We start from the raw sequence: 25,372 nt of genomic DNA, 5'->3' as shown, positions 1-25,372 counted from the left end.
CCCACCCATCCGGGTGCGCCGGGCCCCCGCGGTTTCAGGGAGCGGCGGCCACCAGCAGGTCGACCAGGTAGGTCTCCTCCACGGTCCCGTCCGGGAAGGTCTCGCCCAGGCGGCCGCGCTCCTCGGCGAGAAACGCCCGGGTGCCGGCCTCGCCGAGAACGAGGAACGCTGAGTGACTGGTGATGTTGGCGAGGTGCGTGTCGAGGGAGACGGCTCGGCTCCAGCACACGTGCCGACGTGTGACGGGGAGATCGGAGAGGCCGGCGAGCCGCGCGGCAAGGCTGTCGTCGGGCTGCCGCCGGGGGACCGACCCCGTTCCGCAGTGGGCCGTGATGCGCTCGGCCTGGGCGGCGATCCACGGCACGTCGTAGGCGGTGGTGTTCCACCAGAGTGCCAGCGCGCCGCCCGGACGCAGGACGCGCAGCGCCTCGGGGACGGACCGGCCGGTATCGGTCCAGTGCCAGGACTGCGCGTAGGTGATCAGGTCGCGGGAGTCGTCGGCGAGCGGCAGGGCATTGCCGTCGCCCCGGACGATCGGCAGGTGCGGAAGCGTGCGGCGGAAGTGGACCGCCATGCCCTCACCCGGCTCGACGGCGATCACATCGGCGCCGCGCTCGTGCAGCAGGGCGGTGGCGATCCCGGTGCCCGCGCCGATGTCGGCCACACGGGCGCCCGCGAGGGGGCGTCCCGAGATCTCCTCGATGGCATCCAGGAGGGCGGGCGGGTAGGAAGGGCGGTTCGCGGCGTACTGGGCGGCGGCCGCGTTGAACGAGTGGGCGCGCGAGACGGCAGGCATGGGCCCATGCGTCGGGTCAGCCCGCGGCGTCAGGGGGCACCTCCCAGCGGTAGCTGGGGGAGCGTGCCAGGCGTCGCGGGCCCGGCGGGACTGTGCGGACACCCCCTTACGCCGGGGCCCGGAGCGGAACGAGTCGATATGGCTATGCCGGGCGCTGGAGGACCATCAGGCTGCGGTCCACCAGGGTCAGCCGGTCGCCCGCGGCGACCTTCTGGCCGCTGCCCGGCTCCACGCCCTCGGGGGCAGCGGTGTCCACGATGACCTGCCACTGCTTGCCGTGGCCGACGGGCACGACGAAGTCCAGCGGCTCGTGGTGGGCGTTGAACAGCAGCAGGAACGAGTCGTCGGTGATGCGCTCGCCCCGCACACCCGGCTCGGAGATCGCGTTGCCGTTGAGGAACACCGCGAGGGACTGGGCGTGGGCGGCCTGCCAGTCGCGCTGGCGCATCTCCTCGCCCTCGTGGGTGAACCAGGCGATGTCGGACAGCTCGTCGTGGGTGCCCTCCACCGGGCGGCCGTGGAAGAAGCGGCGGCGGCGGAAGACCGGGTGGTCGCGGCGGAGCCAGATCAGCGAGCGGGTGAAGCGGAGCAGCTCCAGGGCCTCCCGGTCGCCCTCGGTGGCGTCCTTGCCGGGGACGGGCCACCGCACCCAGGAGGTCTCGTTGTCCTGGCAGTACGCGTTGTTGTTGCCGCCCTGGGTGCGGGCGAACTCGTCGCCGTGGCTGAGCATGGGCACGCCCTGGGAGAGCATCAGGGTGGCGATGAAGTTGCGCATCTGGCGGCTGCGCAGGGCCCGCACCGCGGGGTCGTCGGTCTCGCCCTCGACGCCGCAGTTCCAGGAGCGGTTGTAGCTCTCGCCGTCCTGGTTGGACTCGCCGTTGGCCTCGTTGTGCTTCTCGTCGTAGCTCACCAGGTCGCGCAGGGTGAAGCCGTCGTGGCAGGTGACGAAGTTGACCGAGGCGAGCGGGCGGCGGCCGTCGTTCTGGTAGAGGTCGGAGGAGCCGGTGAGCCGGGAGGCGAACTCGGCCAGGGTGCGCGGCTCACCGCGCCACAGATCGCGCACCGTGTCCCGGAACTTTCCGTTCCACTCGGTCCACAGCGGCGGGAAGTTCCCCACCTGATAGCCGCCCTCGCCGACGTCCCACGGCTCGGCGATCAGCTTCACCTGGCTGACCACCGGGTCCTGCTGCACCAGGTCGAAGAACGACGACAGCCGGTCCACCTCGTGGAACTGGCGGGCCAGCGTCGCCGCCAGATCGAAGCGGAAGCCGTCCACCCGCATCTCGGTCACCCAGTACCGCAGCGAGTCCATGATCAGCTGGAGCACGTGCGGGCTCCGCATCAGCAGGGAGTTCCCGGTGCCGGTGGTGTCCATGTAGTACCGCCGGTCCTCGGTCAGCCGGTAGTACGAGGCGTTGTCCAGCCCCCGGAAGGAGAGCGTCGGACCCAGGTGGTTGCCCTCGGCGGTGTGGTTGTAGACGACGTCGAGGATGACCTCGATGCCCGCCTGGTGCAGGGCCCGCACCGCCGACTTGAACTCCAGCACCTGCTGCCCCCGGTCGCCCCAGGACGCGTAGGCGTTGTGCGGGGCGAAGAAGCCGATGGTGTTGTAGCCCCAGTAGTTGGCGAGCCCGGCGTCGACCAGCCGGTGGTCGTGGACGAACTGGTGTACGGGCATCAGTTCCAGCGTGGTGACGCCCAGCTCCGTCAGATGCTCGATGATCGCCGGATGGGCCAGCGCCGCATAGGTCCCGCGCAGCTCCTCAGGGAGCCGCGGATGGCGCATCGTCAGGCCCTTCACATGGGCCTCGTAGATGACCGTGCGGTGGTAGTCGGTGCGCGGCGGCCGGTCGTCGCCCCAGTCGAAGTACGGATTGACCACGACCGAGGCCATCGTGTGGGGCGCCGAGTCCAGGTCGTTGCGCTTGTCCGGCCGGTAGAAGTGGTAGCCGTAGACCTCCTCGCCCCAGTCGATCTTGCCGCTGATGGCCTTGGCGTACGGGTCCAGCAGCAGCTTGGCGGAATTGCAGCGGTCGCCGTTCTCCGGTGCGTACGGGCCGTGGGCCCGGAAGCCGTAGCGCTGGCCCGGCATGATGCCCGGCAGATAGGCATGGCGGACGAACCCGTCGGTCTCGCGCAGCTCGACCGCCGTCTCCGAGCCGTCGTCGTGCAGCAGACACAGCTCGATCCGCGTGGCGGCCTCGGAGAACACCGCGAAGTTGGTTCCGGCGCCGTCGTACGTGGCGCCCAGGGGATAAGCGTGTCCCGGCCAGACCTGCATACGCCGACTCTTCCACTTCTTCTCCCGGGGCCGCGAGCACCGCGGGCCCCGGCCGGAACCGACCGACGACGCATCCTTTCCCAACTCGGGCGGGAGAACGGCAGTTTCAGCGGAACTTCCTCGAAGGGGAGGCAACCTACGGCCATATCGGTTCGTCCTACCGGGTGACCTTGACGTATGCGATTTCCCGTTATGCGGGGGTATGCGGGGGCATACATCTCGATGCGCTGACAGGGGGGATTGGGGAAGAATGTGCGCACAGTGAACCATCGCCATCTGGGCAGAGTGCTGGCGGGCGCGGCCGTGGCCGCCACGGCGACGGCGGTCCTGATCGGGGTGACGCTGCCGGACAGCGCGTCCGGCGGGGAGGGGTCGGGCGGCGGACCACAGGGTTCCGCGGCGGAGCAGGGGCAGGTGGCCCGTCAGCTGCCCGGCGTGGTCGAGTCCCCGCCCGCGCAGGCGAAGACCGGCACGGGCCGCGACCCGCTCACCGACGCCGAGCGGAAGCGCGCCCGGACGCTCACGCTCGGCCAGTCCTTCCGGGAGAGCGGTGAGGACGTCACGGGCGGCAAGGGCCCGGAGCAGCTCTCCACCGACCTCGCCGAACTGTCGCCCGACGAGGTCGGCGCCGCCGACCCGCCCCGCCGGGCCGACGTCACGTACTACGACTACAGCGACGACACCTATGTGACGAAGACCGTCAACCTGGGCTCCGGCAAGGTCGAGCGCACCGACACCCAGCGCGGCGTCCAGCCGCCGCCCAACCGGGACGAGGCGCGCGAGGCGGCCCGGCTCCTGATCGCCGACAAGCTCGGCCAGGAGCTGAAGAAGGACTTCGAGGACGCCACCGGCAAGGCGCTGACCAGCCCCGACCAGCTGACCGTCACCGGCTTCGTCTACCGCACGGGCGTGGACGGCCCCGGCCCCGCCGCCACCCGGGACTGCGGCAAGCACCGCTGCGTACGGCTGTTCACCAAGGTGACGGACGGCGGGCCCTGGATCGACACCCGGCAACTGGTGATCGACCTGAGCGCCCGCTCCGTCGCCCGGCTGGGCTCGTAGCCCCCGGCTCAGGCGCACGCCCCCACCCCTCCCTCTCAGTAACAGGAGTCACCCATGCCTGAAAGAAGGCTGCGCCGGGCCCGTGCCCGGCTCGCGGCGGTCCTCGGCGCCTCGGCGCTGGTCGGCTCGGCGGCGGTCGCCGCCGGACCGGCCCAGGCCGCGCCGCGGGTACCGGCCAAGGCACCGGCGGCCGCCGCGCAGTGCAGCGCCCCGTACACGATCCAGGAGACCCTGGACGGCGGCACCACCTGGCGGATGTGCTGGCACTACGAGAGCAAGGCCGGGCTGGTCCTCGACAACGTGTCGTACCAGCCCAAGGGCGAGGCCCGCCCGATCAAGGTGCTGACGTCGGGGAAGCTCGGCCAGATCCATGTCCCGTACGACGACGGAAAGAACGAGTACGACGACCTCACCGGCCAGGGCTTCGCCCAGGGGCTGCAACAGCTGAGCCCGGCCGAATGCCCCGGCGGCACCATCAAGACCGTGCGGGTGCCGGACGCCTGGGACCCCGACCACCCCGACGTCAAGGGGCTGTGCGCCACCACCCGGGCCCGCGGCCATGCCTACCGCATGAACGACGGCGAAAAGCTCTACCAGGCCCAGGGCAAGGACCTGCTGGTCTACACCGTCAACCAGGTCGGCTGGTACGAGTACATCACCGAGTGGCGGTTCTCGGGTGACGGCACCATGTCGATGCAGGTCGGCGCCACCGGCACGCTCTCCCCGATGGACTACGACGCGGGCGACGGCCGCGGCTGGCCGATCGGCAAGGGCGCCAAGGACTACGCCACCAGCCACGCCCACAACGTCTTCTGGCGGTTGAACTTCGGCCTCGACGGCTCGGCCAAGAGCAAGGTCGAGCAGTACGACTCCAAGACCACGGCCACCGCAGGCCGCATCCCCACGACCAAGACCACTCGCACCAAGGTCGGCAAGGAGCTGGCGGGCGACGCGGCGGGGGCGCGCTGGTGGCGCGTGGTGAGCACGGCGGGCAAGAACAAGGACGGCCATCCGCGCAGCTACGAGATCGTGCCCGGCCACACCACCAAGTACCAGGGACGCAGTTACACCAAGCACGACGTCTACTTCACGCAGTACAACAAATGTGAACAGTTTGCGAGCAACAATCTGGCGAACTGCGGCGCCGGGGCCGGTAAGAGCGTCGACAAGTGGGTCAACGGCCAGACGCTCACCCACCCCGTGGTGTGGGTCAACATCGGGTTCCACCACATCGCCCGTGATGAGGACCAGGAACCGATGCCGGTGCACTGGCAGGGCTTCCAGCTCGCGCCCCGCGACGTGACCGCGATGAGTCCCCTTACGCCCCCTGCACTCTCCCGTCACAACGGCCATACGGAAGACTAAGGTTGACCTTCGGGCCGACCGGAGTGTCGCACCGCCCCCGCCCGAGCAGTAGTCTGCGGTGATCGTTGGAGCGGGGGCGGAAGGCGGTGCACAGGTGAGCTCGGGCGGGCTGGAGCTGCCCCCTGGTGACGGAGGTCCCGGGGGTGACGGCTCCACCGAGGCACCCCCCGGTGCGGTGTCCCTGGTGCGTCCGATGGAGATCGGAGCGGAACTGGACTGGGGCGCCGAGGCCTGGGACGAGGTGCGGACGCGCGCACGCCGGGCCGGACGGGCCTACATCTGGCTGAATCTGGTCGAACAGCGGCTGCGTGCGGTGGTCGGCGCGGTGCTCCGGCCGATCTACGAACCGGTCCACGGCGACGACTGGGTCATCGCCGCCGCCGGACCGGCCGGCCAGGAGTGGGTGCAGCGGGCCGTGGCGGTCCGGGAGGTGAGCCGCCGCAAGGGCTATCTGCTCGACCCGGCCGACGACAATGTGCTCAGCTTCCTCACCCTGCCCCAGCTGCGCGAACTCCTCGTCCAGCACTGGCCGTGCTTCGAGCCCTACCTGGACGACCGGCGCGAGGTGGAGCTGGCCCTGGACGAGCTGGAGGTCGCCCGTAACGTCGTCTCCCGCAACCGCGCCCTGTCCGGGACCGTGCTGGCCCAGGCCGAGCGCGCCTCGGCCCGGCTGCTGGAGATCCTCGGCAGCGGCACCGGGAACCCCGCCACCGACCGGCTCCCGATCGACGCGGTCGAGGACCTGGTCGGCGACCGGTACGCGGACGTGGTGGGTGTCCACTCCGACCGGGTGCGGCTCCAGCGGCAGCTGCCCGTCGAGGACCTGTTCGCGGGCGCCCGCCGGCTGGACGCGGTCGGCATCGGGCTCAACCTCCTGGTCCAGAACTACTCCGGCCGCCGCCTGGTCCGCCTGGCCGAGTCCGGCTGCCGGGCCCGGCTGCTGTTCCTCAACCCCGCGAGCAGCGCGGTCCGGCGGCGGGAACGCGAGCTGGGGCTGAAGAAGGGCGAGCTGAGCCGCTCGGTGGAGATGAACATCCTCCACATGCGCCGGGTGCGCGCCGCCCTGCGCGACCCGGGCGCCTTCGAGATCCACGTCTTCGACGAGACCCCCCGCTTCACCGCCTACCTGGTCAACGGCGACGGCACCGACGGCCTCGCGGTCGTCCAGTCGTACCTGCGCAAGGCCCGCGGCATGGAGGCCCCGGTCCTGGTCCTGCGCGGCGGCGGCCGCGACCGCGATGTGGTGCGCGACGGGCGCGACCCGAACGAGGGCGACGGCGGGCTCTTCGGCACCTACCGCGAGGAGTTCGAGAGCGTCTGGTCGGACTCCCGCCCGGTGTCCTGAACCCTGGCGCCGTCCCGTACGGCGCGCACGGTTCGGGCCGTCCAGCGGCCGTCGGTGCGGGCGATGCGGACCGGGTGGTCGAAGCACTTGGTGATGGCGTCGGTGGTCACCACCTCGTCCACCGCGCCCGACGCCAGGCACTGCCCGTCGCGCAGCAGCATCGCGTGAGTGGTGGACGCGGGCAGCTCCTCCAGGTGGTGGGTCACCAGGACCGTGGCCAGCTCCGGGTGGGCGAGCCGCAGCGCGTCCAGGCTGTCCAGGAGCTGTTCGCGGGCGGCCAGGTCGAGGCCGGTGGCCGGTTCGTCGAGCAGCAGCAGCCGGGGTCGGGGCATCAGGGCCCGGGCGATCAGCACCCGGCCGCGCTGCCCTTGGGAGAGCGTCGGCCAGCGCGCGTCGAGCTTGTCGGCCATGCCCAGGGTGGTCAGCAGCCGCTCGGCCCGCTCGCGCTGGGCGGAGTCGGGGTGGCGGCGGGGGACCGGCTCGATGGTGTTGGTCAGCCCGGTCAGGACGACGTCCCGCGCCCGCAGCGGGGAGCGCAGCGGATGCCGGGGGTCGACATGGCCCACGTACGCGCGCAGCTCCCGCAGGTCCACCCGGCCCAGGGTGCGGCCCAGCACCTCCACCGCGCCCCGGGTGGGGTGGGCGTGCGCGCCCAGCAGGCTGAGGAGGGTGGACTTGCCCGCGCCGTTGGGGCCGAGCAGGGCCCAGTGCTCGCCCTGGCGGACGGTCAGCGAGATCGAGCGAAGCAGGTGGGCACCGTCGCGGACCACGTCGACGTCGTCGGCCCTCAGGACGGGGGCGTTCGGGGCCGGGGCGTTCGGGGCGGGGGCGCCGGTCATCGTGCCTCCTCGGCGATGAGCGTCATCACGGATTCCAGGTTCGTGACGGTGGCGGCGATCGCGGCCTCGGGGTCGCCGTCCGCCAGGGCGTCCAGCAGCGCCGTATGGGCGCAGGTCAGATCGGGCAGCCCGGTCTCGTGGACGACCATCTCGACCAGCTCCTCGCGCAGCACCGGCAGGACGGAGGTGAACAGGCCGAGCAGCACGGCGTTGCCGGACAGCTCCACGACCGTGCGGTGGAAGGCCAGGTCGGCGTCCACGAAGGCGGCGGGACCGGCTCCGGCCGCCTTCTGGCGGCGCTTGAGGTCGTCGGTGAGCCGGGTGAGGTCCTCGGGGCGCACCCGCCGCGCTGCCAGCCGGGCGGCCTCCACCTCGAGCGCCCGGCGGACCTCGTAGACCTCCAGCAGCCGGGCGCGGCGCAGCAGTTGCCGTACGTCGCGCGACTCCCGTGGCTCCTCGGCGGCGTAGGTGCCCGAGCCGTGGCGTACGTCCAGCAGGCCGTCGTGGGCCAGCAGCCGCACGGCCTCGCGCACCGAGGAGCGGCCGACGCCCAGCTCGGCGGCGAGGGTCACCTCGCTGGGGAGGCGTTGGCCGGGGCGCCAGCGCCCCTCGGCGAGCATCGCGCGCAGTGCGCTCTCGACCTGCGGCACCACGCGGCCGTGCCGCAGCGGTGAGGTTTCCGCCATCTCGTCCCCCCCCGGCGGGCTGTTGATCATGTCCGATGGTCTCGCGGACTCTAACAGAAGTCCTCAGACGTCTGAGGAGTCGGGTGGGGGAGGGGGCACAAGAGGTGCGCAACCGCCCGCAAACCGGCGCCCAAGCGGTCCGGCCCAAGCTGCCGTTGGGTCACATGCCAGCACGGAACCGGGGGGAGTGGTCCAGTGCATCTGCTCGACCTGCTCGCGGCCCGTGCCGAACCGGCGGCCGCGGTCCTGCTGACCGTCACCCGGCGCTGCCCGCTCGCCTGCGCGCACTGCTCGACCGCCTCCTCGATGGCGAGCGAACAGATCGAGGCCGCCGTGCTGAAGCGTTTCGTCGGAACCTTCACCCCGGCCGACCGCCCCGAGTACGTCCTGCTGACGGGCGGCGAACCGCTGCTGCGGCCCCGGCTGGTCGCGGAGATCGCGGAGCGCGTACGGGACGTGGGCGGCCGGACCCAGCTGCTGTCCGGGATGTTCTTCGCGGCCCACGGCCGGACCCCCGCGCCGGTGCGGCGGGCCATCGACGCGGTCGACCACTTCGCCGCCAGCATCGACGCGTTCCACGAACGCGAGGTACCGCGCACCGCGGTGCTGCGCGTGCTGCGACGCCTCCTGGACGAGGGCAAGGACGTCAGCGTCCAGCTCACCGGGCTCACGCCCGACGACCCGTATCTCCGGCACGCCGCCGAGGACATCCGCCGTGAGCTGGACGACCGGGTGCCGGTCCTGGTCACCGTCGTACGGAGCGCCGGGCGCGCCCGTACGTGGCTGCCGGAGCCAGGGGTGGGGATTGCGCCCGCGCCGGGGACTGGGAGTGCGCCCGCGCCAGGGGCCGCGCCCGGGCTCGCGCTTGGGGCCGACACGTTCCCGCATGTGGCCGGGGGTGAGCCCGCGCCGGGGCCTGGGGCCGGAGTTGCGTCTGCGCCCGCGCACGGAGCCGGGGCCGACGCCCGGGGCGGGGCCGGGCCCGTGTCTGTGGCCGGGCCAGAAGTCCTGTCCGCGCCCGGGGGCGCCTCGGCCGCGCCCGTGTCCGCGCTCGCGGCGGCACCGGAACCTGGGGCCGTCGCACACCGCACCGTGCCCGCCCCCTGCTCGCTGGCCGCGTGGCCCGTCGTGTGCTTCGACGGGACCGTGGCGGCCTGCTGCAACCAGGACGTGGTCGACGCCGCCGCCCTCGGCCGCCTCCCGGCCCATCTGCGGCTCGGGCACATCGCCCACGACGACTGGGCCACGATCCGCGAACGGCTTCTGGAGCGCGAACTGCTGCGCGGCATCCGGGCCTTCGGGCCCCGGCATCTGGCCTCGCTCGCGGGCGCCGACTGCGACGGCTACTGCGCGGCGTGCGTGACCGCCCTGGGCGAGCCCGGGACCGGCGCGCGGGCCGGGGCGCTGCTGGAGCGGCCGGGGGTGCGGGCGGTGGAGCGGCGGATCGACAGGCTCATACGCGACGGCGGAGCCGAGGCGTTCCTGCGGCGCTACGGGACAGAGGGGTATCGGGAACTGGCCGCTCTCGGCCACGAAGCAGGTGCGCCGTGACCGCCACCACCGCCGCGCTCGACGCCAGGATCGGGCTGCTGCGGCCGGGGCTGCGGGCGACGCTGGCCCGGGTCTGGGCGGTGCCCGACCCGGCCGCCGTCTATCCCGAATACCTGCATCTGACGCACCAGATCATCCGCGCGACCGTCCCCGTGATGGAGGCGGCCGCCGCCCGCAGCCGGGAGCTGGCCGACCGGGCGGCCGATCCGGTGGCGGCCGCGCTCGTCCCGTACTGGGCGCGCCACATCCCCGAGGAGCGCGGCCATGACGCCTGGGTGTGCGAGGACCTGGCCGCCCTCGGCCAGGACCCCGGCGAGCCCTGGCGGCGGATTCCGCCCGCCCCGGTGGCGGCGCTGGCGGGTGCCCAGTACTTCTGGATCGAACGCCTCCACCCGGTCTGTCTGCTCGGCTACATCGCCGTACTGGAGGGCGACCCTCCGCACCCCCGGGCGGCCGAGCGGCTGAGCGCGCGCACCGGCCATCCGCGCGCCGCGTTCCGTACGCTCGCCCGCCACGCCGAGGAGGACCCCGGCCACCGGGACGCGCTGCGCCGACTCCTCGACACCCTGCCGCTGGACGCCCGGCTGCGGCGCGGGGTGAGCGTGTCCGCCCTGAACACCGTCCAGCTGCTGGTCGCCGCCTTCGGCGCCCTCGCCGACCGGTTCACACCACTCGGCGACAGGAGCGCGTGATGGAACGGCTCTCGCTCACCGCGGCCCTGCGCCACCCCCGTTTCCGGCTGCTCTACGGCGGCCAGGCCATCTCCAGCGTCGGGGACTGGCTGGACTACCTCGCCCTCGTCGTCCTCCTCACCTACACCTGGGGCCACGGCGCGGGCGCGCTCGCCGCGCTCAGCGTGGCGGTGGCCGTCCCGATGGTGGCGCTCGCCCCGGTGGCGGGGGCGCTCGCCGACCGGATGAGCGATCGGATACGGGTGCTGGTCGGCTGCGATCTGATCCGCGCGGCGCTGGCGCTCGGCTATCTCGCCGCGCCCAATCTGCCGGTGCTGCTGGTGCTCGTGGTGTGCAAGGTGTCGTTCGGGGCCCTGTTCAACCCCGTCCACCAGTCCACGCTGCGCTCCGTCGTCCCGGAGAAGGACCTGCTCTCCGCGATGTCGCTCACGGTCTTCACCCACCAGGCCGCCAAGGTGGCCGGACCGGCGCTCAGCGGGCTGATCATCGCAGGATGTGGGGTGCGGGCGGCCTTCGTGGTGGACGCCGCGACCTTCGTCGCCTCGGCCGCGCTGCTGTCCGCCGTACGGCTGCCGCGGCGGCCGGACCCGAAGACCGAGGCGCCGGCCGGTGAGGGCGAGCCCACCGGGCTGCGGGCCGACATCGCCGAGGGGATGCGGTTCATCGCCCGCACCCCCGCGCTGATCGCGCTGATCGGCAGCGTCGCGGCGACCCTCTTCCTCGTCCTCACCTTCGACACCCTCTCCCCGCTGGCCATGCGCGAACTGGGCGTCGGCGAAACGTCCCTGGGCTACGTGGTGGCCGCGGTGGGGCTCGGCGCGGCCCTCGGCACCCTCGCCATCAGCGGGCGCGTCATGGAGGCGGGGCCGTTCGTGGTGCTGGGCGTGGCGCAGATCGTGGTCGGCGCGGCGGTCAGCGGCATCGGCACCGGGCTGGGCCTCGACGCCCACGGCATGGTCTGGCTGTGGATGCCGATCGCCGGGGTGCTCGGCTTCGCCGCCGCCGGGATCATGGTCGTCTTCCCGTACGTCCTGCACCGCGAGACGCCCCCGGAGCTGACCGGCCGGGTCACCGCCATCGCCAACGCGTTCCCGGTGCTGCTCCAGCTGGCCGCCCCGCCGCTGGGCGCGGCGCTCGCGAGCTGGTCGGGCGTCGGCTTCGTGTTCCTGACCGCCGGACCGGCGCTCGCGGCGCTCGGCGCGGTGGTCTGGCTCTACGGGCTGCGCGTACGGCGCCGGAGCCCGCGCAGCGACGATGAACAACCCCCACCACCCCCCACCGGGAGGGCCGACACCATGCCGGACACACAGCGCCTGGACGCCCTGCGGGCCGCCGGGTTCCCCGTCGACGGACTCACCCCGGGGCAGCGGGAGGCGCTCCACGGGCTCAGCGACGAAGAGGCCGACCTGCTGATCTCCGTACAGCTGCGGCTCCAGGCCACCGCCGACGAGGTGGAGGCGCACAGCGGGGAGCCCATCATCGGCGGGGTGCTGTTCTGAGTTCGACCTTCCGAGCATCGACCTTCTGAGCTTCGACCTGGCCGAAGGGGGCGCCGTGCACGACATGAGCCGCAAGACCATCACCGTCGTCTTCTGCGACATGGTCGGCTCCACGGCGCTCAGCGAGCGGCTCGACGCGGAAGCGCTGCGCCATGTGATGCTGCGCTACTACGACCTGCTGCGCGCCTGCCTGGAGCGGCACGGCGGCACCGTCGAGAAGTTCATCGGGGACGCGGTCATGGCCGTCTTCGGCATCCCCGTGGTGCACGAGGACGACGCGCTGCGCGCCGCCCGCGCCGCCCTCGACATGCTGGCCGCCGTCGAGGAGTCGGGGGAGGAGCTGGAGCGCGAGACCGGGGCCCGGATCGCGGTGCGCATCGGCATCCACACCGGCGAGGTGGTCACCTCGGGCGCCGCCGACGCGGGCCACGCCCTGGTCTCCGGGGAGGCGGTCAACGTCGCCGCCCGGCTGGAACAGCACGCCCCCGCCGGGCAGATCCTCATCGGCGCCGACACCCACGGGCTCATCGCGGCACACGCCGAGACCACCGGAGTGGAGCCGCTGACCGTCCGGGGCAAGTCCGAGCCGGTGCCCGCCTGGCGGCTGACCGGGATACGGGACGAGGCGCGGGCGCTCGCCGGGCCGCCGGGCGTCCCCATGGTCGACCGGGGCGACGAACTGGCCCAGCTGCGCATGGCGTTCGCCCGGGTGGTGCGCGACCGGTCCTGCCATCTGGTGACGCTGTTCGGCGACCCGGGGGTGGGCAAGAGCAGGCTGGCGCGCGCGTTCGCGGCCGAGGCGGAACGCGACGGCGCGCTGGTCGCGGGCGCCCACTGCCCGCCGTACGGCAGCGCCGGGCCGCTGGCCCCGCTCGCCCCGCTGCTGACGCAGGCGCTGGGACCGAACCCCCGGGCGCGGCTGGTTGAGGTGCTGGGCGGCGGCGAGGCCGAACGGGACGCCGCCACCGCGCTGGCGCGGCTCGCCCGCACCGGCGTCTCCGGCACGTCCTTCGACGAGACGCGCTGGGCGCTGCAACTGCTGTGCACCGCGCTGGCCGGGACCCGCCCGCTGGTCGCCGTCGTGGACGATCTGCACTGGGCGCACGAGGACCTGCTCGGCGCGCTCGACCACCTCGCCGACTGGGTCCAGGGCGCGCCCGTGCTGCTGCTGTGCGTCGCCCGCCCGGATCTGCTGGAGCGCCACCCCCAGTGGGGCAGCGGCAAGCTCAACGCCACCGCACTGGTGGTGCCGCCGCTCGCCGCCGACGACTGCCGCGAACTGGTACTGCGGCTCTACGAGCCCGCGGCCGACCCCGAGGTGGTGCCGCACGCGACCACCGTCGCCCACGACGAGGTCGTGGAGCGGCTGGTGCACCGCTCCGAGGGCAACCCGCTGTTCGTCGAGCAGATCGTGGGGATGGTCAGCGAGAGCGAGGACCCCCGCTTCGTCCCCCCTTCGGTGCGGGCCGTCGTCGCCGCCCGGCTGGACCGGCTGGAGCCCGCCGAACGCGCGGTGCTGGAGTGCGCGGCCGTCACCGGCGCCGAGTTCACGGCCGCGGACCTCACCGCGCTGCTGCCCCCGGGGGCCGGTCCGGTCGAGCACGCGGTCCGCACCCTGGTGCGCCGCCGCCTGCTGGAGGCCGCCGGGGCGCCCGACCCGGCGGAGCCCGGCGCGGCCCGCCGGCGCTTCGTCAGCCAGCTGATCCGCGACGAGGTCTACAGCGGCATGTCCAAGCTGGTGCGCGCCCGGCAGCACGAGCGGTTCGCGGAGTACCACGCCGAACGCGCCCCCGAGGGCCACCACACCATCGGCACCCACCTGGAGGAGGCGTTCCGGCTCCGGCTGGACCTGGGCCCCGCCGACGACACCGCCCGGAGCACCGGCGCCCGCGCCGCCGACCACCTCGCGGCGGCGGGCACCGCGGCGCTCGGCCGCGGCGACGTCCGCTGGGCCGTCGACCTGCTGCGCCGGGCGCTGGCCCTCACCGATGCCCTCCCGGAACCCCAGCCGCACGCCGGGCTCGCCGTACGGACCGCCCTCGCCGAGGCGCGGCTGGCCGCCGGGGACGCGGCCGAGGCGGTCGGTGCGCTGCGGCAGCTGCTCACCGACGCGCGCGCCGCGGGCGACCGGGGCGTCGAGGCCCGGGTCCGGCTCCAGCTCGCGTACCTCGACCCCTCCTCTCTGGAACCTGGCGCGGACGGCTTCGGCGCCGTCCTCGACGCGGCCCGCGACGCGGTCGCCGTCTTCACCGGTTCCGACGACGCGCTCGGCCTGGCCCGCGCCTGGCTGGCCATCGGCCAGGAGCGGCAGAGCCGCAGCCGGCACGGCGAGGCCGCCCGCCATCTGACCCGCGCCCTGCACGAATCGGTCCGCGCCGGGGCCGGTCTGGAGCGCGCCGGGATCCTGGGCGCGCTCGCCGTCTCCCTGTGGCTCGGCCCGGAACCGGCGCCCGTGGCGCTGAGCCGCTGCGGGGAGTTCCTGGACGATCTGCTCGCCGGGCGCCGGATGGCGCGGGCCACGGTGTCCTGCCCGATGGCCGCCCTGCTGGCGATGCGCGGCGACCACGCCGAGGCGCGGCGGCTGCTCGCCGACGCCGTACGCACCCTCAGCGACCTCGGCCACCTCTTCGCCGTACCGGCCGTCCACCTCTTCCAGGCCACGGTGGAGGAGTCGGCGGGGTGCTGGGACGACGCGATACGGCTGCTGCGCGCAGCCCGCACCGAGCTGGAGCGGCTGGGCGACGGGCAGTTGCACGCAACCGCGACCCGCGATCTCGCCCGGGTGCTGCTCTCCCGCGGCGGCGCCGAGGACGAGGTGGCCCGGCTGGTCGGCGGGCTGCTCGACACCGACCTCGACGCGCTGCCCGCGGCCGCCGCCGACGTCCACGGCATCCGCGCCCGGCTGGCCGCGGCGGACGGCGACGCGGCCACCGCCGCCCACCACCTCGACCGGGCCCTCGACGCGGCCCGCAGGACCGATGCGCCGGTGTGCCTGGCCGGCGCGGAGTTCGACCGGGCCATGGCCCTCGCCGCGCTCGGCCGGGGGCGCGAGGCGGTGGCGGCGGCCGCTGAGGCGCGGCGCCGCTTCACCGCCAAGGGCCATCTGGTCGGGGCGGAACGGGCGTCGGCGTTCGCCGCCACCCTGGGGGACAGGGGTACGGGCACATGACGGCCACCGGCGGGCGCCTCACCTGGAGCCTCCTCGGCCGCGACCGCGCCGAGATCGAGATCCGCACCGACTGGGCGGGCGCGGGCGGCGCCGAGTGGGCCTGGGGTGGCGGCGACGGCCGGGGCGTGCGGGTCTGCGTCCTGGACAGCGGGGTGGACGTCGGCCATCCCTCGGTCGGGCCCGTCGCGTCCTCGCACACGGTCCGCGACGCGGTCGGCGGCGGGGCGGAGGTCGTGGCGGACGCCGGTGGCGACTCCTGCGGACACGGCACCGCCTGCGCGTCGATCATCCGGATGATGGCCCCGGAGTGCGAACTGCACAGCGTGCAGGTGCTCCGCTCCGGCTACCGGGGCAGCGGGGACGCGCTGATCGAGGGCGTGCGCTGGGCGGTCGACCAGGGCTACGACGTGATCAACATGAGCCTGTCCACGACCCGCCGGGAGTTCGCCCAGGCCCTGCACGAGATCGCCGACCGCGCGTACTTCGGCCGCAGCCTGCTCGTCGCCTCAGCGCACAACATGCCGGTGGAGAGCTTCCCGTGGCGGTTCTCCTCGGTGATCTCCGTGGGCAGCCACGAGGAGGACCGCCCCGACCTGCTGCTCTACAACCCCGCCCCACCGGTGGAGTTCTTCGCCCGCGGCGTCCGCGTCCCCGCCGCCTGGCCCGGCGGCACCACCCGCCGCTGCACCGGCAACAGCTTCGCGACCCCGCACGTGGCCGGGATGTGCGCCCGGATCCTCGGCAAGCGCCCGGACATGACGCCGTTCCAGGTCAAGCAGGCGCTCTTCCTCGCCTCGGCCAACGTCAGGAGGGCCTAGATGACCGCGTACGAGCCCGAGGCCGAACACCGGCTGCTGCTCCAGTCCGTGGTGGAGACCGCGCGGGCGATCTTCGACGCCCAGGCCAGCTCCATCTTCCTGCTGGACGAGGCGGACGGCGCCCTGGTCTTCGAGGCCGTCTCCGGCAAGGGGGAGGGCGATCTCGTCGGCCGCCGCTTCCCGGCGGGGCGCGGGGTGGCGGGCTGGGTGCTCCAGTCCCGTCAGCCCATCGAGGTCGACGACGTGGACGAGGACGAGCGCTTCGCCCGCGACCTCGCCGAGTCCACCGACTACGTCCCGCGGGCGCTGATGGCCGCGCCGCTGCTGCACGGGGACGAGGTGCTGGGCGTCCTCGAAGTCCTCGACCGCAGCCGGGAGGTACGGACCACCCTGGCGGCCATGGACCTGCTGGCGCTCTTCAGCGCCCAGGCGTCGGTGGCGCTGCGGCTCGTACGCCACGGACGCCGGACCCACCCGGCGGAGGGCGGGCCCGGCGCGGACGGCCCGGGTGCGGAGGGGCTCGTACGGGCGCTCGCCGCGCTGCGCGGCGAACGGCGCGAGGCCGGACGGCGGCTGGTCGGGGCCCTGGAGGAGCTGCTGAGCGGGGCGGGGTGACCAGCCGCCACGGCTCATTACAGGCCCAGCAGCTCCACGTCGGCCCGCATCTGGTCGCGGGCCAGGTCGAGCACCAGACGGGGGAGCCGGAACCGGCAGTGGCCGTCCGGGCCGGGGTCGGGGGCGAAGCCGATCAGCTGGGCGTCGAGCAGTCTGCCCAGCACCCGCCGGGCCTCGGTGGGGCCCGCGCCGAGCCGGTGCAGCGCCTCCCGGAAGGAGAACTCGCCCTCGTGGGCGAGCAGCCGCACCGCCGACCAGTCCGCCTCCCCGGCGGACGCGTAGCCGCGCATCAGGCGCTTGCGCAGATCGACGTCCCCGACCGCGAACTCGTCCAGCCGGTCCGGCGACTCCAGCGCGTCCGCCAGCCCCGCCATGGGCCAGCGGCGGTGCGCGGCCAGCCGCCCGCCCGCGATGCGCAGCGCGAGGGGAAGCCCCTCGCACGCCTCCACGATGCGCCGGGCGGCCCCGGGTTCGGCCGCGACCCGCTGGACGCCGACGATGCGCCGCAGCAGGGCCAGGGAGTCGTCCGGGGGCAGCGGGTCCAGCTCCACGACGTGGGCGCCGTCCAGCCCGGCCAGCGGGGTGCAGCTGGTGACGACGGTGGTGAAGACGGGCGAGTTGGGCAGCAGCGGCCGCACCTGGGAGGCGCTGGTGGCGTTGTCGAGCACCACCAGCGCCGGTTCGGCGTCGTCCGCGTGGGCCCGGTAGCGCCACAGGAGTTCGCTCAGCTCGCACAGGGGAGGGGCGGCGTGGTCGAGTTCCTGGAGGAGTTCGGCCAGGGCCTGGGAGGCGTCCTTGGGGCGACCCTGCGGATCCATCAGGTCCACGTAGTACCGGCCCCCGGGGAACGCGCCCTCGGCGGCGTGCGCGGCGGCCACCGCGAGCGAGGACTTGCCCACCCCCGGACGGCCCGTGATCAGCGTGATCTGCCAGGGGGCGGGCCCCTCCGCCGTATGGGCCCGGACGTCCGGGAGCAGGTCGGCCAGCTCGCGCCGCCGCCCGGTGAAGTCGGCGAGCCCGGGTGGCAGTTGGACGGCGGCGGTGTCCCGGCCGGTGGGCGCGGCGGCAGGCGGGGGCTTCGCGCACAGGGAGTCGCGCGGCGCGGGGGTGGGGGAGGTGCCCGCGAGGATGTCCTGCTGGAGGCGGCGCAGGACGGTGCCCGGCTCAAGACCGAGTTCGAGGGAGAACAGGCGGCGCGCGTCGTCGAAGGCGATGAGCGCGTCGCTCTGCCGCCCCACCCCGTGCAGGGCCTGCATGTACTGGGCGCGCAGCTGCTCCCGGTACGGGTGGGCCAGGATCAGCGGCTCGACCTCTTCCAGCACCTCGTGGTAGAGCCCCAGGCCCAGCCGCGCCGTGAACAGCACCTCCAGCGCGGACAGTCGGCGCTCCTCCAGGCGGGCGGCCTCGTCCTCCAGCAGGGCCGGGCCCTCGAGCCCGGTGAAGGGGCGGCCCCGCCACAGCGCCATGGCGTCGCCGGTGAGCCGGTCGACGCGGGCCGGATCGCCCGCGGTGGCCGCACGGCGCGCGAGGTCGACGGTGTGCTCGAAGCGCACCGTGTCGATCTTCTCGGGGTCGATGGCGAGCCGGTAGCCGGGGCGCTGGTGGACGACCCGGGCGGTCTCGTCGGCAGCCGCGAGCGTACGGCGCAGATGGTGGACGTACACCTGGATGTTCTTGGCCGCGCTCTTCGGCGGGTCCTCGTTCCACAGGGCGTCGACCAGGTGGTCCACGGAGACGACCTGGTCGGGCCGGCACAGGAGTGCGGCGAGCAGAAGCTGCTGTTTGTGCGGACCCAGCGGTACGGATCCCGTCGCTGTCGTGGCGATGAGCGGGCCGAGCACACTGAACTGCATATCCCCGCGTTTCCTTCCCCGTCTTTTTGGTGCCCGTTATAGATTTTGGCGGCCGTCACAGAGGTCATGGGTGGTATGGGCAATGGCCGCAGGGCCCAGGCGGTACACCGCCTGGGCCCTTTTCATCACGGTGTCCGGTTGACTACCAGACGAAGGCGCCGCTCAGCGGGGCGTCCACGCCGTGCGGGACGACGTCCTCGGCGGAGTCCAGGCGCTGCTTGATGGAGTTGAGGAGGGTCACTTCCTCCTGGCTGAGGGAGGAGATGGCCTCCAGCTGCTGCGGGTTGGCGCCCTTGAAGTTGTGCCCCGCGGCGGCCAGTTCCTTGAGAGCGTCGAACGACATGGTGAATCTCCTTCGTAGGGTGAGTGGTGCGGGAAGTTCTCGGGTCGCGCCGTTGCCTTTTTCTTCGGGCGGCGATCTGCCGCTCCCGTCCCCCATGTCCCTCCTCGTGGACCTAGGCGTTGGCGGTCGTCATTGCCGGATGGGCATCGAGCACCGTCGTGAGCGCGTTGTTGGCGGCGTCGATGGAATGGAGAGCGCTGAGCCCGATCGCCGTGACCAGCTCCGGCGTGAGCGGCGCCTCGTCGAGGGTGCGCATCAGTTCGTCGCGGTGCTTGATGTCGAGCGCGGCATGGCGCTCCAGAGTGCGGAAACCGGTCCGCGGGAACCCGGTGCGGCGCATCAGCTCGGGCACCAGCTCCACGGACGGCGGATTTCCCTCCAGAACCGCGATATGGCCGAGCAGACAGGCCGGGTGGTAATGCTGGATCCAGTAGTACTGGGCGCCCACCAGATTGGCCACGGAAGCGGTCGGAAGGCGGCGCAGCGGTTCGTCGGGATCGCATCCGATCGCGGCGAGGTCCTGCCGTAGCCATTCGTCATGGCCCTGTTCCTCCCGGATGTGCCGGGTGAAGTACGGTACGAGCGCGGCGGCGACCGGATCGTCGTCGGCCAGTTCCCGGCAGCGGGCCACCGCACGTTCCATCAGCGGCACCGTCGAGCGAATCGAACTGTGTAACATGCAAAGGTATTCGGGATACAGCTCGTTCAGCCGCGGGGAATTCCACAGCCTGCGGGTCGTCGCCATGAGCTGGGGGAGCAGAAGGCCGGTTTTGGCGCGCAGGGCCTGGCTGTGCCGTGTCATATCAGAACGCCTTTTCCGTGATGTTCCCGTGGATGAACCCGTGGATTAGGAATTCAGGGTGGAGATCGCCGCCAGCATCCGGTCGCTTTCTCCCGCGGACCTGCGCTTCGTCATCGTCCAGCACAGTCCGCAGATGGATGAGAACTGCCGGTCGGCCAGGTCGCTGAAGCCCGGGAGGCCGGTGAGCGGGCCAGGGCCGACGGACCCGAGCGCGGTGAAGAAGGGGTCGTTCGTGAAGTCGGTGACGGCGGCCGCCACATCGGAGCCGTCCGCGCAGTCCCGGCGCAGCGCCGCCGGGCCCGCGCCCATGATCACGGACTCGTTGCAGCAGGCCGTGACCCGGCCGTCGTAGCGCACCACCGCGGCGTCCACGACGTCGCACGGCCCGAAGGAGCGCCCCGCGTGCCGCACCGGCTGGGCGTAGAGACCGGCGCCCCGGCCGTGCGGAAGGCCGTGGGTGGGCACCAGTTCGGCGTGGTCGGCCCAGTCCGGGCCGAGCGCCGCGGCGAGCGACTCGCGGGTGCGGTCCAGGGTGTCACCCTCGTCGATGGCCTGGACCACGATCGGCAGCCCGTGCCGGGCGATGATCCGCGCCGCGTTCCGGAACCGCTCGGGGCCCTGGCTCGCGACATGGTGGGCGTCGGTGCTCAGGTAGACGGCCGCCGACTGCTCCAGGACCCGGTGGATCCACTGCGGTGCGTGGTCGCTGCGGGCCCAGAAGCCGCTGGTGTAGAGCACCACGTGCTTGCCCGCGGCCGCCAGCCGGGTGACCGCGAGGGCCAGGGCGCGCCGCTCGACGAAGGGTTCGCCCCCGGAGATGCCCACCATCCGCAACTCCGGCAGGGCGGCGAGCTGGTCGACGATGGACGCGAAGAGCGCGTGGTCGGTGATCCGCGGGCTGTCCGGGCGGGAGTCCACCGAGCAGTGGGCGCAGCCCACCGGACAGCGATCGGTGATGAACAGCAGCACCGAGGCGCCACGGGTGCGCCGGATGCTCAGCACCTCCCGGTGGCCCAGCCGGCTCATGCCAGGCTCCCCGCGGGGGTTCTGCGCGACGGATCGTGGCCCAGGGACACCAGGTCGGCGTACTTGGCGATGCCGTACTGCCGGGCGAAGGCCAGCGGTCCGGCCTCCACCAGCAGCGATTCGGTCTGCCGCTCGATCAGCCGGGTGGCGGGCCGGTCGGCCAGCTCACGGACGGCCCGGGGTACCGCGGTGTCCTTGGAGAGCACCCAGCAGGTCTCGCAGTATCCGGCGCTGCCGCATCCGTCGCCGATGCTTCCGCCGTTGCCGCCGCTGCTGGCCTCGCCGCCGGTGGTGCCGTGGCGGTCCATCAGGTATTCGGGTCCGGCGGCGCGGATCGCCCGCACCATCGGGTTCTCCAGCGCGCGTCGCTTGATGGTGGGCCAGTCGTCGCGGGCGATGTGGCCCAGGTACAGATGGGGCGGCAGCGGTACCTTGCCGTCCATCACGTCCTGGTTGCCGCACGCCGTCACCTGCCCGTTGAAGCCGATCACCGGCCAGGCGGAGACCGCGCAGGGCGAGGGGGCGACGGTGGACTTGGGCAGTGGCATGCGCTTGAGCAGCCAGGCGTCGGCGCGCCCGTGCGGGCTGATCGGCGCCACCAGCATCGGCACCCGGTCGTCGAATTCCCGCCGCACCTCGGCGGTGATGTCGGCGAGGTACGGATCGTCCGGGCCGAGGCCGGTCAGCTGGAGACTGACGTCCTTGCCCTCGTCCAGCAGCTCCCGCAGGATCCGGAAGACCGAGGCCCGGGGCACCTCCTCCTCGTGGAAGCGGTCGAGGCTGGCCGAGAAGTGGTCGACCGCGTCGATGGCCCGCTTGAGCGGCCGTGGAATGCGGCCGCGGTCCGCGAAGTAGAGGCCCGAGAGGACGTGGGAGCGGGACCCGGCGGCACGTGCCAGTTCGGCGATCTCCCGTACCAGACGGGGCCGTAGCAGGGCCTCGCCCCCGGACATGAGCACGAACTCCGGCCGGTTTTCCGGTGTGAAGGATTCCGCGAATTTCCGGAACATCTGCTCCGGATACTCCTCACTGTCCAGCATGGAACTGGTGGAGCAGTGCTTGCAGTGCAGCGGGCACCTTCGGGTGATACCGAAAAAGACGGCGGAGGCCGGCACCGGTCGGTAACGCAAGATCTCCATGAGGTGCACCAGGAATCCCCCTCCTGTGACGGCTCATTGGGGTGTTGCGCTTTCTATGGTGCGGCGCCGGCCTTGAATCGAACTTTGGCGCCGGTTGCGAACTGGTTTTCTAGTCCGCTGCGAAATGGCGTCAGGCCGCCGGAAGGACTCCATCCGCCCGATTGCGCAGGGCCAATGCGGCCGGGAGGGCCGTGGACACCAGGGCCAGTGCGGCGACTCCGGCGAGCACCAGGGTGTAGCCGCCGGGAGGAATGCTGAATTCCATGGACCCGGTGAGTGCTCCGTTGGCCCCCGCGAGGCCCGCGCAGGCGATGGCCGTGCCGACCGCGGCGCCGATCAGGACCGCGATGAAGGTCTCCAGATAGAGCATGCGGCTGATCTGTCCCCGGCTCGCGCCCAGCAGGCGCAGCAGCGCGAACTCCCGCGCCCGCTCGGCCGTTCCCATGAGAAGTCCGTTGACGACCGAGACGGCCGTGAACATCACCAGCACGGACAGCACGAGATAGGTGCCGGTGGTGTTCTGGGCGAGGGCGGTGCGGGTGGCGGAGGCGTATTCCCCGACATCCGTCACTTTTGCCGTCGGATGGTCGCTCACCAGTGCCGCGGCCGCTTCCCGCAGCCGCTTCTCCTCACCCGATTTCGCCCGCACCAGCACCGAGTTGTCCAGTTTCTGATGCGTATGGGGGGCGAGATAGTGCTCGGAGAGTAGAATGTCGCCCAGCCCCAGCGGCCGGTCGAATACCGCGCCGACGGTCAGCGACACCTTCGTACCGTCACCGAGCCAGCCGCGCAGCCGGTCGCCCACGTGCAGCGAGTGCTCCTTGGCGTGGGTGCGGCTGACCGCCACCGTGCCGTCCTTCGCGAGGCTCGTCAGCGAACCCTCCCGCAGCCCCAGGTCGAGCACCTTGGCCGCGGCCGCCGGATCCAGCGCCTGCGCACCCAGGACGTCCGGGGTGCCCAGTACGTACGACACGAAGGTGGTCGAACGGGTCGCCGCCACCGCCTCCGCGCCCGGCAGCCGGCGTGCCGCCGCCACCACATCGGGCGGCAGCCCGGGCGCGTCCCGGGGCAGCAGCACCACATCGGCGCGGGTGCGGCGGTCGGTCTGCTCGGCGGTGATCCGGTTGAGCGACCCGGTGACCAGCAGCACCGTGCACGCCATCGTCGTGGTGAGCATCAGCGCCGACGCCACCGACGCCACCCGGCGCACCGAGGTACGGGAGTTGGCGTGCGCGAGCTGTCCGGTGGCGCCGATCCAGGACACCAGGGCGCCCAGCGGCGGCTCCAGCACCCGGGTGAGCAGCGGGCCCAGCAGCACCGCGGCCCCCATCAGCAGCATCACGACCAGGTACTGGAAGGCCACCCCGACCTCGCCGCCGATGTGCTGGGTGGCGAGGAACAGCGCGATCCCGCCGCCGAGCGCCACCAGGGCCAGCAGCAGCCGGGTCACCGGCATGATCCGGCGCGGCGCGGCCGCCTCCTGGAGCGCGTCCGCGGCCCGGATGCGGGCGACCCGCCCGGCCGCGAAGACCCCGGCGAGCAGGGCGAGCAGCAGGGTCGCGGCCGCCGCGATCAGGAACGGCACAGGCCCCACCACCAGCTGGTACGCGGACGGCACCGAGCCGCGGTCCCGCAGCGTCCCCAGGACCACGGTGGCCAGCGGCACCGCGAGCGCGAACCCGGGCACCAGCCCGATGACCGACGCCAGTACCGTCTCCCAGGTGACGACGCGCCGGACCTGCCAGGGCGTCGCCCCGACCGCCCGCAGCAGCGCGATCTCGTGGGTGCGCTGGAGGACGCCGAGGGCGATGGTGCCGCCGAGCACGAAGACGGCGAGGAAGCCGCCGAACCCGGCCATCGGCCCGAACAGCAGCGTCGCGTCGTCCAGTTGCCGCGTGGTCTCCGGCGCCCCAGCCTCCGCCCGTGCGTCGCCGGTGAGCACGTCGGTGCCCGGCTCGTCGAGCTTGTCCTTCAGCCGCCCGGCCAGCTCGTCCGCGTCGACTCCCTTCGCGGGGAAGACGCCCAGGGCCGCGGCCTCGCCGCCGGACCGGGACAGCCGCTCGGCGGTGGCCGCGGAGAAGAACAGCGCCGACTGGTCGGGCAGCCCGTCCCGGCCGCCGGGCGCGGCGACTCCGGAGACCCGGAACCGCTGCGCCCCCGAGTCCGTGACGACCCGTACGGTGTCGCCCGCCTTCAGATGCGCGCGGGCCGCGACCGAGGCGTCCACCGCGACCTCGTCGTCCGCGCCCGGAGCCTGCCCCGAGCGCAGCGTGAACGGGGTCAGCGCGGCGGCCTCCCAGGCGTGGCCCTGGGCGGGCCCGTCCTCCGGTCCGGCCAGCGGCACCCCGTCCGGGCCGACGGCCTGGGCGTAGAACGGGGTGTCGGCGACCACCCGGCCCACGCCGTCGACCGCCCGCACCGCGTCGACGGCCTGTCGGCTCATCCGCGGCGGCTGGTCCAGGGGGTAGTGCTCATGGTCGACGTTCTGCCCCGAGCCGGTCGTCACGACCAGGTCGGGATCCATGCGGACGACGGCCGCCGTGGCGCCGAAGCGGTCCGTCTCCGGGACGGCCCGCAGCCCCGACTCGATCAGCACTCCGCACGCGGCGAGCAGCATCGCGGCCAGGGCCGAGGCGCACAGCGCGCCGATGAATCCGTACCGGTGGTGCCGGATTCCGCCGAGAGCGAGGCGCAGCACCGTCAGGCTCCCATCCGGGCCATGCGGTCGGCGACCCGCTGCGGCGTCGGGTTCTCCATCGCGTCGACGAGGGTGCCGTCGGCGAGGAACAGCACCCGGTCCGCGTACGCCGCGGCGCCCGGATCGTGGGTGACCATGATCAGGGTCTGGCCCGTGCCGTCGACCACGTCGCGCAGCAGCCGCAGCACGTCCTGGCCCGACGACAGGTCCAGGGCCCCGGTCGGCTCGTCGGCGAAGACCACCTCGGGCCGGGTGACCAGGGCGCGGGCGACGGCCACCCGCTGCTGCTGGCCGCCGGACAGCTCGGCGGGCCGGTGGCCCAGCCGCTCGGTGAGCCCGGTGCGGTGCACCACGTCCCGCATCCAGTCGCGGTCCGGCCGCTTCCCGGCGAGCCGGAACGGCAGCAGGATGTTGTCCTTCGCGGTCAGCGACGGCACCAGGTTGAACGACTGGAAGACAAAGCCGATCCGTTCCCGCCGCAGCAGCGTCAGCTTGTGCTCGCGCAGCCTGCTGATCTCGGTGTCGCCCAGGAACACCCCGCCGGAGGTGGGGCGGTCGAGACCGGCGGCGCAGCGCAGGAACGTGGACTTGCCCGAGCCGGACGGCCCCATGATGGAGGTGAACGACCCGGGCGGCAGCGCCACGGTGACGCCGCGCAGCGCGTGGACCGTGCCGTCCCCCCGGCCGTAGCGCCTGGTCACGTTCTCCAGCCGCATGGCGGGGAGCGCGCCCCGCGTGGTCATGCGCGCCGTCTGATCCGGCAGCGTCATCAGATGCCTTCCTCTCCATGGTC

The 25,372-nt window shown here is 73.2% G+C and carries 20 protein-coding genes; 9 read left to right on the top strand and 11 right to left on the bottom strand.

Annotated features, from left to right (window positions below; all coding sequences use genetic code 11):
* Window positions 1-34 precede the first annotated feature (34 nt).
* On the bottom strand, window positions 35-796 hold the full coding sequence (locus LCH29_RS13560) for a class I SAM-dependent methyltransferase (RefSeq protein WP_446461964.1): 762 nt from the start codon (window positions 794-796) through the stop codon (window positions 35-37).
* A 142-nt stretch (window positions 797-938) separates the two neighbouring features.
* Window positions 939-3,077, bottom strand: a complete 2,139-nt coding sequence (gene glgX, locus LCH29_RS13555; protein ID WP_446461963.1) for a glycogen debranching protein GlgX — start codon at window positions 3,075-3,077, stop codon at window positions 939-941.
* Between the two features lie 252 nt (window positions 3,078-3,329).
* Between glgX and LCH29_RS13550 the strand changes: the two genes are divergently transcribed.
* The 3 genes from LCH29_RS13550 (at window position 3,330) to LCH29_RS13540 (ending at window position 6,849) form a co-directional block, all read left to right on the top strand.
* Window positions 3,330-4,139: a Tat pathway signal sequence domain protein gene (locus LCH29_RS13550; protein ID WP_446461962.1), complete on the top strand. Its 810-nt coding sequence runs from the start codon at window positions 3,330-3,332 to the stop codon at window positions 4,137-4,139.
* A 54-nt stretch (window positions 4,140-4,193) separates the two neighbouring features.
* Window positions 4,194-5,504: a copper amine oxidase gene (locus LCH29_RS13545; protein ID WP_446461961.1), complete on the top strand. Its 1,311-nt coding sequence runs from the start codon at window positions 4,194-4,196 to the stop codon at window positions 5,502-5,504.
* Window positions 5,505-5,598: 94 nt separating this feature from the next.
* Window positions 5,599-6,849, top strand: coding sequence for an SAV2148 family HEPN domain-containing protein (locus LCH29_RS13540; protein WP_446461960.1), 1,251 nt, complete (start codon window positions 5,599-5,601; stop codon window positions 6,847-6,849).
* Here the strand turns inward: LCH29_RS13540 and LCH29_RS13535 are convergent.
* Together LCH29_RS13535 and LCH29_RS13530 are read right to left on the bottom strand one after the other, a co-directional pair.
* Window positions 6,798-7,688: an ABC transporter ATP-binding protein gene (locus LCH29_RS13535; RefSeq protein ID WP_446461959.1), complete on the bottom strand. Its 891-nt coding sequence runs from the start codon at window positions 7,686-7,688 to the stop codon at window positions 6,798-6,800. The genes LCH29_RS13540 and LCH29_RS13535 overlap by 52 nt on opposite strands.
* Window positions 7,685-8,374, bottom strand: coding sequence for a FadR/GntR family transcriptional regulator (locus LCH29_RS13530; protein ID WP_446461958.1), 690 nt, complete (start codon window positions 8,372-8,374; stop codon window positions 7,685-7,687). Before LCH29_RS13530 ends, LCH29_RS13535 begins: the two co-directional genes overlap by 4 nt.
* A gap of 195 nt (window positions 8,375-8,569) precedes the next feature.
* On the opposite strand from LCH29_RS13530, the gene LCH29_RS13525 reads away from it, so the two are divergent.
* From LCH29_RS13525 to LCH29_RS13500, 6 genes are all read left to right on the top strand, one after another.
* Window positions 8,570-9,925 carry a radical SAM protein gene (locus tag LCH29_RS13525; protein WP_446461957.1) on the top strand — a complete coding sequence of 452 codons (1,356 nt, stop codon included), beginning with the start codon at window positions 8,570-8,572 and terminating at the stop codon, window positions 9,923-9,925.
* A complete protein-coding gene (locus tag LCH29_RS13520) occupies window positions 9,922-10,617 on the top strand; it encodes an iron-containing redox enzyme family protein (RefSeq protein ID WP_446461956.1) in 696 nt (231 codons plus the stop codon). The genes LCH29_RS13525 and LCH29_RS13520 overlap by 4 nt, the downstream gene beginning before the upstream one ends.
* The gene (locus LCH29_RS13515) at window positions 10,617-12,116 is read left to right on the top strand and encodes an MFS transporter (RefSeq protein ID WP_446461955.1); all 1,500 of its coding nucleotides are present in this window, start codon (window positions 10,617-10,619) and stop codon (window positions 12,114-12,116) included. Before LCH29_RS13520 ends, LCH29_RS13515 begins: the two co-directional genes overlap by 1 nt.
* 64 nt (window positions 12,117-12,180) lie before the next feature.
* The gene (locus LCH29_RS13510) at window positions 12,181-15,285 is read left to right on the top strand and encodes an adenylate/guanylate cyclase domain-containing protein (protein WP_446462081.1); all 3,105 of its coding nucleotides are present in this window, start codon (window positions 12,181-12,183) and stop codon (window positions 15,283-15,285) included.
* Window positions 15,282-16,103, top strand: coding sequence for a S8 family peptidase (locus LCH29_RS13505; protein WP_446461954.1), 822 nt, complete (start codon window positions 15,282-15,284; stop codon window positions 16,101-16,103). The genes LCH29_RS13510 and LCH29_RS13505 overlap by 4 nt, the downstream gene beginning before the upstream one ends.
* Window positions 16,104-16,718 carry a GAF domain-containing protein gene (locus tag LCH29_RS13500; protein ID WP_446461953.1) on the top strand — a complete coding sequence of 205 codons (615 nt, stop codon included), beginning with the start codon at window positions 16,104-16,106 and terminating at the stop codon, window positions 16,716-16,718.
* Between the two features lie 17 nt (window positions 16,719-16,735).
* Here the strand turns inward: LCH29_RS13500 and LCH29_RS13495 are convergent, their stop codons facing one another.
* The 7 genes from LCH29_RS13495 to LCH29_RS13465 form a co-directional block, all read right to left on the bottom strand.
* Complete coding sequence (locus LCH29_RS13495; protein WP_446461952.1) at window positions 16,736-18,571, bottom strand: BTAD domain-containing putative transcriptional regulator; 1,836 nt, start codon at window positions 18,569-18,571, stop codon at window positions 16,736-16,738.
* Between the two features lie 142 nt (window positions 18,572-18,713).
* Window positions 18,714-18,914, bottom strand: coding sequence for an aroma-sacti cluster domain-containing protein (locus LCH29_RS13490; RefSeq protein WP_039937244.1), 201 nt, complete (start codon window positions 18,912-18,914; stop codon window positions 18,714-18,716).
* Between the two features lie 112 nt (window positions 18,915-19,026).
* Window positions 19,027-19,557 (bottom strand): iron-containing redox enzyme family protein, encoded by a 531-nt coding sequence (locus LCH29_RS13485; protein ID WP_446461951.1) that lies wholly within the window; start codon window positions 19,555-19,557, stop codon window positions 19,027-19,029.
* Between the two features lie 204 nt (window positions 19,558-19,761).
* Window positions 19,762-20,742, bottom strand: a complete 981-nt coding sequence (locus LCH29_RS13480; RefSeq protein WP_446461950.1) for a radical SAM protein — start codon at window positions 20,740-20,742, stop codon at window positions 19,762-19,764.
* Entirely contained in the window at window positions 20,739-21,881 is a 1,143-nt protein-coding gene (locus tag LCH29_RS13475) for a radical SAM protein (protein WP_446461949.1), read from the bottom strand. The genes LCH29_RS13480 and LCH29_RS13475 overlap by 4 nt, the downstream gene beginning before the upstream one ends.
* Window positions 21,882-22,011: 130 nt before the next feature.
* Window positions 22,012-24,579 carry an FtsX-like permease family protein gene (locus LCH29_RS13470; RefSeq protein ID WP_446461948.1) on the bottom strand — a complete coding sequence of 856 codons (2,568 nt, stop codon included), beginning with the start codon at window positions 24,577-24,579 and terminating at the stop codon, window positions 22,012-22,014.
* A 2-nt stretch (window positions 24,580-24,581) separates the two neighbouring features.
* Entirely contained in the window at window positions 24,582-25,349 is a 768-nt protein-coding gene (locus LCH29_RS13465) for an ABC transporter ATP-binding protein (protein ID WP_246097672.1), read from the bottom strand.
* Window positions 25,350-25,372 lie beyond the last annotated feature (23 nt).

The organism is Streptomyces sp. BRA346 (genome assembly GCF_052851135.1).
Note: the sequence above shows the minus strand (reverse complement) of the source record. Positions and strands in the feature narration are given on the sequence as shown.

What these genes read in the sequence shown, in the direction of transcription:
- LCH29_RS13465 (WP_246097672.1), bottom strand. Translation starts at nt 25,349, where the DNA reads ATGACGCTGCCGGATCAGACGGCGCGCATGACCACGCGGGGCGCGCTC.
- LCH29_RS13545 (WP_446461961.1), top strand. Translation starts at nt 4,194, where the DNA reads ATGCCTGAAAGAAGGCTGCGCCGGGCCCGTGCCCGGCTCGCGGCGGTC.
- LCH29_RS13560 (WP_446461964.1), bottom strand. Translation starts at nt 796, where the DNA reads ATGCCTGCCGTCTCGCGCGCCCACTCGTTCAACGCGGCCGCCGCCCAG.
- LCH29_RS13500 (WP_446461953.1), top strand. Translation starts at nt 16,104, where the DNA reads ATGACCGCGTACGAGCCCGAGGCCGAACACCGGCTGCTGCTCCAGTCC.
- LCH29_RS13475 (WP_446461949.1), bottom strand. Translation starts at nt 21,881, where the DNA reads ATGGAGATCTTGCGTTACCGACCGGTGCCGGCCTCCGCCGTCTTTTTC.
- LCH29_RS13495 (WP_446461952.1), bottom strand. Translation starts at nt 18,571, where the DNA reads ATGCAGTTCAGTGTGCTCGGCCCGCTCATCGCCACGACAGCGACGGGA.
- glgX (WP_446461963.1), bottom strand. Translation starts at nt 3,077, where the DNA reads ATGCAGGTCTGGCCGGGACACGCTTATCCCCTGGGCGCCACGTACGAC.
- LCH29_RS13510 (WP_446462081.1), top strand. Translation starts at nt 12,181, where the DNA reads ATGAGCCGCAAGACCATCACCGTCGTCTTCTGCGACATGGTCGGCTCC.
- LCH29_RS13485 (WP_446461951.1), bottom strand. Translation starts at nt 19,557, where the DNA reads ATGGAACGTGCGGTGGCCCGCTGCCGGGAACTGGCCGACGACGATCCG.
- LCH29_RS13530 (WP_446461958.1), bottom strand. Translation starts at nt 8,374, where the DNA reads ATGGCGGAAACCTCACCGCTGCGGCACGGCCGCGTGGTGCCGCAGGTC.
- LCH29_RS13490 (WP_039937244.1), bottom strand. Translation starts at nt 18,914, where the DNA reads ATGTCGTTCGACGCTCTCAAGGAACTGGCCGCCGCGGGGCACAACTTC.
- LCH29_RS13480 (WP_446461950.1), bottom strand. Translation starts at nt 20,742, where the DNA reads ATGAGCCGGCTGGGCCACCGGGAGGTGCTGAGCATCCGGCGCACCCGT.
- LCH29_RS13535 (WP_446461959.1), bottom strand. Translation starts at nt 7,688, where the DNA reads ATGACCGGCGCCCCCGCCCCGAACGCCCCGGCCCCGAACGCCCCCGTC.
- LCH29_RS13515 (WP_446461955.1), top strand. Translation starts at nt 10,617, where the DNA reads ATGGAACGGCTCTCGCTCACCGCGGCCCTGCGCCACCCCCGTTTCCGG.
- LCH29_RS13505 (WP_446461954.1), top strand. Translation starts at nt 15,282, where the DNA reads ATGACGGCCACCGGCGGGCGCCTCACCTGGAGCCTCCTCGGCCGCGAC.